At 66.8% G+C, this 12876-nt stretch carries 10 protein-coding genes, 1 tRNA gene and 1 pseudogene; 4 read left to right on the top strand and 8 right to left on the bottom strand.

The features are described from left to right. Nucleotides 1-821 (top strand): annotated as a pseudogene (locus tag EAO76_RS06620) (SidA/IucD/PvdA family monooxygenase); the annotation flags it as partial. A 73-nt stretch (nt 822-894) separates the two neighbouring features. Here the strand turns inward: EAO76_RS06620 and EAO76_RS06615 are convergent. After that, nucleotides 895-2706 carry a bifunctional UDP-sugar hydrolase/5'-nucleotidase gene (locus EAO76_RS06615; protein WP_148834259.1) on the bottom strand — a complete coding sequence of 604 codons (1812 nt, stop codon included), beginning with the start codon at nt 2704-2706 and terminating at the stop codon, nt 895-897. 185 nt (nt 2707-2891) lie between these two features. Between EAO76_RS06615 and EAO76_RS06610 the strand changes: the two genes are divergently transcribed. Further along, nucleotides 2892-3584, top strand: coding sequence for an SIMPL domain-containing protein (locus tag EAO76_RS06610; protein WP_148834258.1), 693 nt, complete (start codon nt 2892-2894; stop codon nt 3582-3584). A gap of 124 nt (nt 3585-3708) precedes the next feature. Beyond that, the gene (pyk, locus tag EAO76_RS06605; protein ID WP_148834256.1) at nt 3709-5142 is read left to right on the top strand and encodes a pyruvate kinase; all 1434 of its coding nucleotides are present in this window, start codon (nt 3709-3711) and stop codon (nt 5140-5142) included. Between the two features lie 7 nt (nt 5143-5149). Here pyk and EAO76_RS06600 read toward each other — a convergent pair whose 3' ends face one another. Both EAO76_RS06600 and EAO76_RS06595 read right to left on the bottom strand, forming a co-directional pair. Next, on the bottom strand, nt 5150-5923 hold the full coding sequence (locus EAO76_RS06600; RefSeq protein ID WP_148834254.1) for a helix-turn-helix domain-containing protein: 774 nt from the start codon (nt 5921-5923) through the stop codon (nt 5150-5152). Nucleotides 5924-6004: 81 nt separating this feature from the next. Next, nucleotides 6005-6087, bottom strand: a tRNA-Leu gene (locus EAO76_RS06595). 95 nt (nt 6088-6182) lie between these two features. Between EAO76_RS06595 and EAO76_RS06590 the strand changes: the two genes are divergently transcribed. Continuing rightward, on the top strand, nt 6183-6830 hold the full coding sequence (locus EAO76_RS06590; protein ID WP_148834252.1) for an ANTAR domain-containing response regulator: 648 nt from the start codon (nt 6183-6185) through the stop codon (nt 6828-6830). Between the two features lie 80 nt (nt 6831-6910). Here the strand turns inward: EAO76_RS06590 and EAO76_RS06585 are convergent, their stop codons facing one another. The 5 genes from EAO76_RS06585 to EAO76_RS06565 all read right to left on the bottom strand — a co-directional run bounded on the left by EAO76_RS06585 (nt 6911) and on the right by EAO76_RS06565 (nt 12547). Then, nucleotides 6911-7627 carry an ABC transporter ATP-binding protein gene (locus EAO76_RS06585; protein WP_148834250.1) on the bottom strand — a complete coding sequence of 239 codons (717 nt, stop codon included), beginning with the start codon at nt 7625-7627 and terminating at the stop codon, nt 6911-6913. Next, nucleotides 7624-8505, bottom strand: coding sequence for an ABC transporter ATP-binding protein (locus EAO76_RS06580; protein WP_148835604.1), 882 nt, complete (start codon nt 8503-8505; stop codon nt 7624-7626). Before EAO76_RS06580 ends, EAO76_RS06585 begins: the two co-directional genes overlap by 4 nt. 5 nt (nt 8506-8510) lie before the next feature. Further along, entirely contained in the window at nt 8511-10289 is a 1779-nt protein-coding gene (locus EAO76_RS06575; RefSeq protein ID WP_148834248.1) for a branched-chain amino acid ABC transporter permease, read from the bottom strand. A gap of 5 nt (nt 10290-10294) precedes the next feature. Then, nucleotides 10295-11224 (bottom strand): branched-chain amino acid ABC transporter permease, encoded by a 930-nt coding sequence (locus EAO76_RS06570; RefSeq protein ID WP_148834246.1) that lies wholly within the window; start codon nt 11222-11224, stop codon nt 10295-10297. A 105-nt stretch (nt 11225-11329) separates the two neighbouring features. Beyond that, entirely contained in the window at nt 11330-12547 is a 1218-nt protein-coding gene (locus tag EAO76_RS06565) for a branched-chain amino acid ABC transporter substrate-binding protein (RefSeq protein WP_148835603.1), read from the bottom strand. Nucleotides 12548-12876: the final 329 nt, after the last annotated feature.

The following is a 12876-nucleotide window of genomic DNA, read 5'->3' as shown; positions in this document are numbered from 1 at the left end:
CCGTCATCCACTCCGCCGACTACCTCCACCACCGAAAGGAACTCCTCGACGCCGAACACATCACCGTCATCGGCTCCGGACAATCCGGCGCCGAAATCTTCCTCGACCTCCTGCGCGCCCGCCCCCACGGCCACGAAAACCTCCACTGGCTCACCCGCACCCCGGCGTTCGCCCCCATGGAGTACTCAAAACTCGGTCTCGAACACTTCACCCCCGACTACACCCACTACTTCCACGCCCTCCCCGAAGCCGTACGCGACGAACTCGTCCCCCGCCAGTGGCAACTCCACAAAGCCATCGACACCGACACCATCACCGCCATCCACGACGAGCTCTACCACCGCACCCTCCACGGAGGCTGGCCCGACACCACCCTCACCCCCGGAGTCTCCGTACGCACCGCAGGACGCATGACCAACACCCGCATCGAACTCCACCTCGAACACACCCAGCAGAACACCCGCACCCGCCTCACCACCGACGCCGTCGTCCTCGCCACCGGCTACCGCGAACGCCCACTCGGCCGCATCCTCGCCGGCCTCGAACCCCACCTGCGCCGCGACGAATCCGACCGCCCCCGCATCGACGACCGCTTCCGCCTCGTCCTCGACCCCGCCATCACCGGCCACGTCTACGTACAGAACGCCGAACGCCACACCCACGGCGTCGGCGCCCCCGACCTCGGACTCGCCGCCTGGCGCAGCGCCACCATCCTCAACGACCTCACCGGCACCAACCCCTACCCCCTCCCCGAACGCACCGCCTTCACCACCTTCGATCCACGGCAACTGACCCCCCCCACACACAGAAGGCGGCCGCCCCCTCCGACAGGAGAGAACGGCCGCCCACCACAAAACCGCCCGAAACGTCGAAACGCCGGACCGCCCGGACCACTCAGAACACCGGCGTGCCCTCACGCGTCAGACGCCAGTCCACCGAAGCGAACTGCGCACCGTCCACCGAACCCTTCGCCTGCACCCAAGCGATGATCGTGTTCCGGATCTCCTCCGAATTCGCCCACAACTGCTTGGCACCCGCCACATGCGGGAAGTTCCCACCACCACTGGCCCGGTAATTGTTCACCGCCAGCACGAACTGCGCCGCCGGATCGACCGGCTTCCCCTCGAACGCCAGATTCACGATCCGCGAACCATTAGGCTTCGCGATGTCGATCTCGTACGTCAGACCCGACACCGCGTCATAGTTGTAATCCGGAGTGTTGTCCGCGTTCGTCAACTTCGCCGTGTCCACCGGCGCACCCACCGGCGTCTGCACGTAATACCGCGCCGAGAACTCCAGATAATCCCGCAACTGCGCACCCGTCAGCAACCGCGCCTCAAGCGTGTTCTCGAACGGATAAAGACCCGCCGCATCCTTGATCGTCACATCACCGGCCGGAATCTGCGCCGTACGCGAGAAACACGACGCCTGCGAGAGCACCGGAAGCGCCGCGTACTCACCACCCGCCAACGCCGCCTTCACCGTCTCCGCCTGGACGACATTGATCAGATCGATGATCGGCTCGTCCTTCCAGGCCGCCTCCGCCGTCGTCATCGCCGCCGTCGACGTACCGATCACCTGGTTGACATACGCCACGACCTTCTCGTGCTCGTCCGCCAACAACCCCGTGATCTTCGGGTCCTCCTCCACCGTGTTGGAGTTCAGCACCCGCGAACCCGCCTTCTCCACCACCCAGCGGCCCTTCTCCCACACCAGGTCGAAGTCGAACAGCGTCAGCCGCTGCCCCCACTTCAACGGCTCGGAGAGCACCACCTTCTTGCCCGTCCGCTTGTTCTCCACGAAGTACTCGGGAATCTCCTGGTGCGCGTGCCCCACCAGAATCGCGTCGATACCCGGCACCTGCTCGGCCACCAGACCCGCCGCGTTCTCCACGTACGGCAACTGGTCACCGTACGACGACGTACCACTGCTCCCCGAATGCGCCGACACGATCACCACGTCCGCACCCATGGAACGAAGCCGCGGCACAAACTTCGCCGCCTGCTCCTCCAACCCCGGGAACACCATCTTCCCGCCCACGTTCGCCTTGTCCCAGATCGCGATCCCCGGATTGGTCAGCCCCAGGATCGCGACCTTCACGTCCCGGCCGTGCGGAGTACGCATCCGCTTGATGACATACGGTGCGAACGCCGGCCGCAACGACTTCGCGTCCAGCGCGTTCGCACCCAGCAGCGGGAAATCACACTGCTCCTCGAACTTCCGCAGCACCGGAATGCCGTAATTGAACTCGTGGTTCCCCAGCGCCGCCGCGTCATAACCGATCGCGTTCATCGCCTGAGCCATCGGATGCACCGGACCACGCCGCGCCGTGATCGGGTCGACCTTGGCGTAGTAGTACGACAGCTGGGTGCCCTGGATCGTGTCACCCGCGTCGATCAGCAGCGTGTTGCGACGCCCCTTCTCCCGGCGCACCTGGTCCACCAGCGTCGAGATCTTCGCCAGACCCACATCGTTGTGCGCCTTGTCGTCGAACTCCTTGTCCGTGAAGTAGTCCCAGTTGAAGACGTTCCCGTGCAGGTCCGTCGTCCCCATCACGGTGAACGAGTACCGCTTCGGCGGACGCCCGTGGCCGTGCCCATGACCATGCCCATCAGCGGCGGCGGGCGCCGCGGAACCCCCCGCGATCGCCACACCCGCACCGGCGGCCGCCGATGCGCCCAGGAACGTCCTACGGTTCAGCGGCATTTCTTCTCCCACATCTCAGTTCTCACGCGAAGCTCGATACCCGTACGGCCCGGCTCCCGCCCGACGCGGGACAGACCGTACACAACGCGCGTAGATAATGACCCAGGAGCCACACCCGGCAACACCCCTCCCGGGTTTCGATCTGGTGACCAACCACTGTCACACCCGGGTGCGACAGTGGACCCATGACCGACACACCCCTGTCCTACGGCACCCCCGAACACCCCCGCGTCGCCGTCCGCGGCGAAGCCCGCCTCGAATTCGACCCCGAGACCGCCCGCCTCGGCATCACCGTCAGCGCCCGCGGCAAGGACCGCCGCAACGCACTCGACGACCTCACCCGCCGCAACGACCGCGTCCTCGAACTCGCACGCTCCTACGGGCAAGCCATGGAAAAACTCGAAACCGGCGCATTCTCCATCACGCCCGAACTCGACCAACAGGGCCGCAACGAAAAAATCCGCGCATATCACGGCCGCGTCCACATCACCGCCGTCCTCAACGACTTCACCGCCCTCGGCGAATTCACCACCCGCATCGCCGACCTCGAAATGACCCACATCAACGGCCCCTGGTGGAGCCTGCGCCCCGACTCGCCCGCCCACGCCGAAGCCCGCCGCCAAGCCGTCCGCGAAGCCGTCCAACGCGCCCGCGAATACGCCGGCGCGCTCGACACCCACCTCACCGCCCTCGTCGAACTCGCCGACATCGGCGCGGAGAACGCCCCCACGGCCATGCCCGCACCCCCCGGCGGCGCACGCGCCGCCGCCTACGGCGCGGCAGCCCCCCAACCCTCCGCCCTCAACCTCGAACCACAACGCCAGACCGTCTACGCACGAGTGAACGCCCGTTTCATCATGGCGCCCCCGAAGCTCTGAAGGAATGCTCATCCGAGCACCCCGCCGCACAATTCAACAGTTGTCAATAACCCTTCACCCAAAGGTTGTTGAGCGGACACGGCGAGCGAAATAACTACCCGTAGGTAAGGCTTAGGGTCGAAGCATGCGCCGAGCGAAAATCGTTTGCACCCTGGGCCCCGCCACCGACACATACGACCAGCTCAAAGCGCTGGTCGAAGCCGGAATGGACATCGCCCGCCTCAACCTCAGCCACGGCACCTACGCCGAACACGAAGAGCGGTACCGCCACGTGCGCAAGGCCGCCGACGAAGCGGGACGAAGCGTCGGAGTCCTCGCCGACCTCCAAGGCCCGAAGATCCGCCTCGGCCGCTTCCACGAAGGCCCCGTACTTCTCGAACGCGGCGACACCTTCACCATCACCGTCGAACCCATGGACGGCGACCGCCACGGCTGCGGCACCACCTACGACGGCCTCGCCACCGACGTCACCCCCGGCGAACGCATCCTCGTCGACGACGGCCGGGTCACCCTCGAAGTCACCGAAGTGGACGGCCCCCGCGTCCGCACCACCGTCATCGAGGGCGGCATGGTCTCCGACCACAAGGGCCTCAACCTCCCCGGCGTCGCCGTCTCCGTCCCCGCACTCTCCGAGAAGGACGTCGAAGACCTCCGCTGGGCCCTGCGCACCGGAGCCGACATCATCGCCCTCTCCTTCGTCCGCAGCGGACGCGACATCGAGGACGTCCACCGCATCATGGACGAGGAGGGCCGCCGCCTCCCCGTCATCGCCAAGATCGAGAAGCCCCAGGCCGTCGAGAACATCGACGGCATCGTCGCCGCCTTCGACGGCATCATGGTCGCCCGCGGCGACCTCGGCGTCGAAATGCCCCTGGAGCAGGTGCCGATCGTCCAGAAGCGCGCCATCAAACTCGCCAGGCGCAACGCCAAGCCGGTCATCGTCGCCACCCAGATGCTCGACTCGATGATCGACAACTCCCGCCCCACCCGCGCCGAGGCGTCCGACGTCGCCAACGCGGTCATCGACGGCACCGACGCGGTGATGCTCTCCGGCGAGACCAGCGTGGGCAAGTACCCCGTCGAGACGGTACGCACGATGGCCCGCATCGTGGAGGCCGCCGAGGAGGACATCCTCGCCAAGGGCCTCCCGCCCCTGACCGAGCGCAACAAGCCCCGCACCCAGGGCGGCGCGGTCGCCCGCGCGGCTGCCGAGATGGGCGACTTCCTGGGCGCGAAGTTCCTGGTCGCCTTCACCCAGAGCGGCGACACGGTCAGGCGCCTGTCCCGCTACCGCTCGCCCATCCCGCTCCTGGCCTTCACCCCGGACCCGGCCACCCGCTCCCAGCTGAACCTGACCTGGGGCGTCGAGACCTTCCTCGGCCCGCAGGTGGACTCGACGGACGCGATGGTGGCCCAGGTCGACGAGGAACTGCTGAGGATCGGCCGCTGCGAGAAGGGCGACGTCGTGGTCATCACGGCCGGCTCCCCGCCGGGCGTCCCGGGCTCGACGAACCTGGTGCGGGTGCACCACATCGGCGAGGACGACAGCCCGAAGTAGGCGGTCGTCAGTACTTCGGCCCGACATGGGCGTCCATCAACGCGACGGACGCCCGTCGGGCGACGGAGATGTTCCGCGTGTTGGCCTGCTTCCACTCGACGCCCACGCGGTCCAGGGCGTCGGTGAAGAGTCCCAGGATGTCGGTCGACAGGTTGGTGAAGTAGTAACGCGGGTACTCGTAGCGCTTGCGCACCCCGCCGATCACCCGGGTCGTCCAGTTCGTGTTCCGGCAGCCGTCGGAGTGGATGAGGCCGCGGATGAAGTCCCATGGACGGGCATCGACGATCTCCTGCTGCCAGGAGGCCAGGGCAATGGGACGCTCGTGTTTCTTGCCGGGACCGTGCTGGGGGAAGAGACACCACAGATGCTTGGAGTACATCTTCACCTCGCGGCACCCTTTTCGGCGCACCCGACAGACGGAGTTCTCGGGGAAGACGGCCCGCATGGAGTTCTCGCACAGGTCCATGAGACCGGGCCAGCTGTCGTCGCAGGTGATGGAAAGACTGGGCGTTTTCATGGCTTTGTTCTGGATTATGTGCCCATCCCCGAGATAGAGGCCCAGAAGGTAGGCGTAGGCGGGCTGGTCCAGTTCCCCGTCGCACCGAGGGCAGAAGGAGCGATGCGCTCCCGGACACTCGCCGCGTGTGGCGCGGTCCATGTGTTTCCAGTAGCCGATCGTGCCGGCCGGTACGTTCAGCTTCCGTGCGACGTCGGCGTTCTTCGCGCCGCTGCGGAGAAGAATGAGTGCCTTCTGCCGTAACGAAGGCCCATGGAAGTCCATGTCACCACCATGAGTGACCGTGGACTACTCTGTGCAGCAGAAAGCGGATGTTCACGAGAACGTGAACATCCGCTTTGTATGTGCCGAGTGCGGGATTCGAACCCGCAAGCCCTTTCGGGCAGATGTGTTTGAGACATCCGTGTATGCCATTCCACCAACCCGGCGAGGTTGCTGTCGGAAAGTGTACCGGGTGACATGTCCGCTCCGCTGCTAGGTAGGCTCATGGAAGCTGTACCTGCCCTTGGAACGAGGAGTCCCCGTGACCACCCCCGAGTCGCCCCAGCCCGCCGACGACGACAAGTCGCACGTTCCGCCGCTGACGACCCGTGTCGTCATCGCCGAGGACGAGGCGCTCATCCGTCTCGACCTCAAGGAGATGCTGGAGGAAGAGGGCTACTCGGTCGTCGGCGAGGCCGGGGACGGGCAGCAGGCCGTCGAGCTGGCCCGGGAGCACCGGCCGGATCTGGTGATCCTCGATGTGAAGATGCCGGTCCTCGACGGGATCTCCGCCGCGGAGAAGATCGCCGAGGAGTCCATCGCGCCCGTTCTGATGCTCACCGCGTTCTCGCAGCGCGACCTCGTCGAGCGGGCCAGGGACGCCGGGGCGATGGCGTATCTGGTGAAGCCGTTCAGTAAGAGCGACGTGGTGCCGGCCATCGAGATGGCGGTGTCGCGGTTCGCGGAGCTGAAGGCGCTGGAGAGCGAGGTCGCGGACCTCGCGCAGCGGCTGGAGACGCGGAAGCTGGTGGACCGGGCGAAGAGCATTCTGCAGACGGACTACGGGCTGTCGGAGCCGGCCGCGTTCCGGTGGATCCAGAAGACGTCGATGGACCGGCGGCTCTCGATGCAGCAGCTGGCCGAGGCGTTGATCGCGGATGCCGAGGAGAAGAAGCGGGCGGCGGAGTAGCCGGTCCGTACGGACACATGGGTGAGGCCCGTGCCCCGGTCGACCGGGGCACGGGCCTCACCCATGTGCGTGGGAGGGGTTCAGTCCTCGCCGAGGTAGGCCTTGCGGACGGACTCGTCGTGGAGGAGGTCCGCTCCGGTGCCGGAGAGGACGATCTTGCCGACCTCCATGACGTGGCCCTGGTCGGCGAGGGAGAGCGCCGCCTGGGCGTTCTGCTCGACGAGCAGGATGGTGGTGCCCTGGGCCTTGAGTTCGACGATGGTCGCCATGATCTTCTGCATCATGATCGGGGAGAGGCCCATGGAGGGTTCGTCGAGCATCAGGAGTTTGGGCTGGCACATGAGGGCCCTGCCCATGGCGAGCATCTGCTGCTCGCCGCCGGAGAGGGTTCCGGCGGCCTGCTTGCGGCGTTCCCCGAGGATGGGGAAGAGGTCGTAGGCGCGCTGGATGTCCTTCTCGATGCCGGCCTTGTCGCTGCGGAGGTATGCGCCGAGCTGGAGGTTCTCGGCGATCGTCAGCCGGGGGAAGATGTGGCGTCCCTCGGGGGAGTGGGCGAGGCCCAGGGAGACGACCTTGTGGGCGGGAACGTTGGTGAGTGGCTTGCCGTCGAAGACGATGCGGCCGCCGGCCGGCTTGAGGAGGCCGGAGAGGGTGCGCAGGGTGGTGGTCTTGCCGGCGCCGTTGGTGCCGATGAGCGTGACGACCTGGCCTGCTTCGACGGTGAAGGAGATGCCCTTGACGGCTTCGATCTTGCCGTAGGCGACGCGGAGGTCCTCGACCTCCAGAAGTGCGGTCATCGGGTGTCCTCCTCCTCGGTGCTGGTGGTGGCTGTTCTGGCGGCGTCGGCTTCGGCGGCTTCGACCTCGGCGGCCTCCTCGGCGCCGGGGGCGCCTTCGAAGGGGGTGCCGAGGTAGGCGGCGACGACGCGTTCGTCGCTCTGGACCTCACCGGCGGTGCCTTCGACGAGTTTCTCGCCCTGGACGAGGCAGGCGACGCGGTCGCAGAGGTTGAAGATGAACCGCATGTCGTGCTCGATGACGAGGACGGCGATGCCCTGGTCCCGGATGGCGAAGATGAGTTCTTCGGTGACGCGGGTTTCCTGGGGGTTCATGCCGGCGGTGGGCTCGTCGAGGAGGAGGAGTCCGGGGTCGCTGGCGAGTGCGCGGGCGATTTCCAGCTTGCGCTGGTCTCCGTAGGGGAGGTTGCGCGCGAGGTGGTCGGCCTTGTTGGCCAGGCCGATGAACTCCAGGAGTTCCATGGCGCGTTCGCGGCTGGCGTTTTCGGCCTTGGTGAATCCGGGGAGCCGGAGGAGGGCGGACCAGAGGCCTTCCTTGGTCCTGGTGTGGCGTCCGACGAGGACGTTCTCCAGGACGGTCATGTTGGCGAAGAGCCGGATGTTCTGGAAGGTGCGGGCGATGCCTGCCTGGGTGACGAGGTGGGGCTTGGGCGGCAGGACGGTGCCCTTGTAGCTGACCTTGCCCTCGGTGGGGACGTACAGGCCGGTGAGGCAGTTGAAGAAGGTGGTCTTGCCGGCTCCGTTGGGGCCGATGAGACCGACGATCTCGCCCGCGTTGACGGTGAGGTCGACGTCGCGGACGGCGGTGAGGCCGCCGAAGCGCATGGTGACCCCGCTGGCGTCCAGGACGGTGGTGGCGGTTTTCGTGGTGGTGGTCATGGTGGTCACGCCCCCGCCTTGGCGATGCCGGCGCCGGTTTCCTCGGACTGCCGTGGTTCGGGTACGTCGGGCTGGTCGTTCTCGTGGAATTCGAGCTGCTTCCTGCGGTCGGCGACCAGTCCTTCGGGGCGCATGCGCATCAGGAGGATGAGGGCGACGCCGAAGAGGAAGAGCTGGTAGTCCTGCATGAACTGCAGCTTGGCCGGGATGAGGTAGAGCAGTGCCGCACCGACGAGGGGTCCGCTGAGGGTTCCCATGCCGCCGAGGATGACGGCGGCGAGGAGGAAGGCGGAGTTGGGCGGTACGGAGCCGGCGAACTGGTACTGCTCGGGCGTCACGGTGTAGTTGACGTGGGCCTGGACGGTTCCGGCGAGTCCGGCGAGGGTGGCGCCGAGGGCGAAGGCGATCAGCTTGAGGCGGAAGGCGTTGATGCCCATGGCGGTGGCCGCGGTCTCGTCCTCGCGGATGGCGACCCAGGCCCGGCCGATGCGGGATTCCCCGGAGCGGCGGAAGACGAGGACGACGACGGCGGTGAACAGGAGCATCAGCAGGTAGTAGTTGGCGGACCTGCCGAGGGTGAAGCCGAGGACGTCGTGCTTGGTCCCGAAGTCGAACCCGAAGAAGTTGAGGTCGGGGATGCTGGGGATGCCCTGGGAGCCGTTGGTGAGGTCGGGGCCGCTGTTGCCGTTGAGGTTGTTCACGGTGAGGCGGAAGATCTCACCGAAGCCGAGGGTGACGATGGCGAGGTAGTCGCCGCGCAGCCGTAGCGTCGGTGCGCCGATGAGGACGCCGAAGACGAGTGATGCCGCGGCTCCGGTGAGTACGGCGGCCCAGAAGGGGAACTCGACGCCGATGGCCGACATGGTGGAGCCGGAGACCAGGGCGGCGGCGTAGGCGCCGACGCCGAGGAAGGCCACGTAGCCGAGGTCGAGGAGGCCGGCGAGGCCGACGACGACGTTCAGGCCGAGGGCGACGGTGCCGAAGATGAGGATGTTGGCGCCGATGAGCGCGTATTCCTCTTTCTGCTGGGTGAAGGGGAAGCAGACGGCTGCGACGAGGGCCGCGGCGAGGGTGATGTTGCGGTGCTTCGTGGTCAGCGCGGTGAGGCGGGAGATGAGTCCGGCCCGGTGGAGTGCGGTGAAGGCGAAGCCGACGGTGATGAGGAAGCCGATGAAGAGCTCGGTGTACTCGGTGTCGATGCCGTAGGTGAAGACGTGGAGACCGATGCCGAACGCGGCGACGATGATGAGGATCTCGGCCCAGGAGGGCAGGGCCTTGGCGCGGGGGGCCGAGGGTGCGGCGAGGCCGTTGCGGAAGCGCTGCCAGGCGTTGTTCGAGGGTCCGGTGAGCGGCTGGTCGTCGGGGAGGCCGAGGGCGGCGATGGCGGCGATGAGTGCGCCGATGCCGCTGACCCAGGCTCCGGGTTCCAGGTTGACGATGCCGCCGAGGTCGTAGGAGATGGCGCCGATGGTGTAGCCGGTGGTGCCGAAGGTGCCCAGTGCCAGGAGGCGGACGGGGCTGTTGGTGCCGCCGGGGGTGAGCCAGCGCAGTCCTCGGATGCCGTAGCCGGACAGGGCGAGGAGCAGGGTGAGTGCGGCGCTGGTGAGGGTGAGGACCTGGAGGCCGCCGGGGTAGCCGGTGACGGTGAGGTCGCCGGGGAATTCGGAGGTCCAGGTCCAGGCGAGGAAGGTGCCGGCGAGTGCGACGGCGGCGCCCGCGACGGTGCCGATGCGGGCCGCGGCGGCGGGGATCGGCAGGAAGGAGGTGGTGTGGTTGGTGGTCATCGGTATCACGCCCGATCCGCGACGCGTTCGCCGAGCAGGCCCTGGGGCCGGAGCAGGAGGACGACGATGAGGAGGACGAAGGCCCATACGTCCTTCCAGGCGCCGCCGCCGAAGAGGTCCATGCCGGGGACGTTGCTCATGTAGCCGGTGGCGAGGGATTCGGCGATGCCGAGTACGACGCCGCCGAGCATGGCTCCGTAGATGTTGCCGATGCCGCCGAGTACGGCTGCGGTGAAGGCCTTGAGGCCCATGATGAAGCCCATTTTGAAGCCGATCTGGCCGTTCTTGAGCCCGTAGGCGACGGCGGCGACGGCGGCGAACGCGGCACCGATGGCGAAGGCCATGACGATGATGCGGTCGGTGTTGATGCCCATGAGCTTGGCGGTGTCGGGGTCCTGGCTGGTGGCCTGCATGCCGCGGCCGGTGCGCGTCTTGGAGACGAAGAGGCCGAGGGCGAGCATGCAGATGGGTGCCGTGATGAGGACGAAGAGGTCACCGCGCTGGATGTGGGCGCCGAAGATGTCGATCGCTTCGCCCTTGAACTGGGGGAAGGAGCGGTCCTTCTTGGCGTCGGGGTACCACTTCCAGATGGCCTGCTGGAGTGCGAGGGAGAGTCCGATCGCGGTGATCAGCGGGGCCAGTCGTGGGGCGGTGCGAAGGGGCCGGTAGGCGAAGCGTTCGGCGGCCGCGCTGACGGCGACGGAGCATATGACGCCGCCGATGATCATGAGGGGGATGATCGCGAGGAGGGAGACACCGGCCGGCATCCAGAGGTACACGGTGAGAGCTCCGAAGCCTCCGATCATGAAGATCTCGCCGTGGGCGAAGTTGATGAGCTGGATGATTCCGTAGACCATCGTGTAGCCGATCGCGATGAGTCCGTACATCGCGCCGAGGATGAGTCCATTGGCCAGCTGTTGCGGCAGTTCGTTCACCGCAGGGCCTCCGTGGAGTGGTTCGGATATGGCACCGCGCGGGAGCGCTGGTAGCGCTCCCGCGCGGTCTGGGTCAGGCTTGGGGACCGGGAGGGCCGGTGGGGGTCAGGGCTTGTAGACCTCGCTGAGCTTGGAGGTCCACTTGCCGCCGTCGACCTGGTAGGCGGTCATCATGGTGTTGGTGGTGTCGCCGTACTCGTCGAAGGAGACGGGGCCGGTGACGCCGTCGAACTTGACCTTGGCCATGGCCTCGAGGACCTTGACGCGGCCTTCGTCCCCGCTGGGGAGCTTGCCGTCGTTCTCGGCGACGGCGATCTTGACGGCCTCGATGATCGCCCAGGTGGCGTCGTAGGTGCCGCCGCCGTACGCCTCGTAGGCGTCCTTGTATCCGGCGGTCTTGTAGTCCGCGATGAACTTCTTGGCGGAGTCGAGCTCCTCGACGGGCTTGCCGACGGAGGTGGCGATGTCGCCCTGGGCCTTCTTGTTGAGCTTGATGAAGTCGGCGCTGTACATGCCGTCACCGCCCATGAGGGGGATCTGGACGCTGTCCTTGAGCTGCTGGCTCAGGGGGGCGCCGGCGGGGTACTCGCCGCCGTAGTAGACGGCCTTGGCGCCGGACTTCTTGACCTGGGTGACGACGGCGTTGAAGTCGCGGTCGTCGGGGTTGACGTGGTCGGAGCCGACGATCTTGCCACCGAGGGTGGTGAAGGTGGTCTTGAAGGAGGCGGCGAGACCGGCGCCGTAGGGCTTCTGGTCGTCGATGAGGTAGACCTGCTTGATCTTCGCGTTGTTGTAGAGGTACTTCGCGGCGAAGGCGCCCTGGATCTGGTCCGTGGTGGCGGTGCGGAAGTAGGTCTTGAAGGGGCGCTTCTTGTCGCCGGTCTTCCAGTTCTCGCCCTGGGTCAGCTCGGTGCCGGTGTTGGCGGGGGAGACCTGGGTGAGGTTGGCGTCGTTGAGCGGCTTCTGCATCGACTGGGAGACGCCGGAGTTCAGGGGGCCGACGACGCCGACGACGGACTCGTCGTCGATGAACTTCTGGGCGTTCTGCTGGCCGACGGAGGGCTGCGCCTGGTCGTCGAGCGGCTTGACCTCGAATTTGATGCCGGGGACGGTCTTTTCCTTGTTGGCCGTCTTGACGGCGAGGTCGGCGGAGTTCTTGATGCCGAGGCCGAGGGCGGACAGGTCGCCGGTGATCGGCGCGTCGACGCCGATGACGACGGTCTGGGTGTCGCCTCCGCCGCCGCTGTTCTTGCTGTCGTCGCGCGACCCGCAGGCGGTGAGGGTCAGTGCTCCTGTGGTGAGCACTGTGGTGAGTATGAGCAAAGAACGGTGTCGCACGAAAGGTCCTTTCCCTGGCGCGGCCTCCTCTGCTGAGGTGCCGTGTCGTTCGCCGGGCCGTACTGGGGTGGTACAGGGCCGTGCTGCAGACGCGCCCGGCGGCGCGGTGACTGGCGGTGACTCTAGGCGCAGGGGAGGGAGTCCGGGATGGGTCCGCCGCAGGATGTGACTGTCTTGTTATGCCCTTGAGGAAGGCTTGAGGTGGCTGTGCGGACATGTACGGCTTTTTACCGGATGGAAAAGTGACCGCATTCTGAGAACGTGCAGCTCTGCTAAGGGGCTTGAGCCGATCTTGCTGCTGTCGCGTTTCGGGG

Origin of the sequence: Streptomyces sp. sk2.1 (genome assembly GCF_008120935.1) — a bacterium.
Taxonomy (GTDB): Bacteria; Actinomycetota; Actinomycetes; order Streptomycetales; family Streptomycetaceae; genus Streptomyces.
Note: the sequence above shows the minus strand (reverse complement) of the source record. Positions and strands in the feature narration are given on the sequence as shown.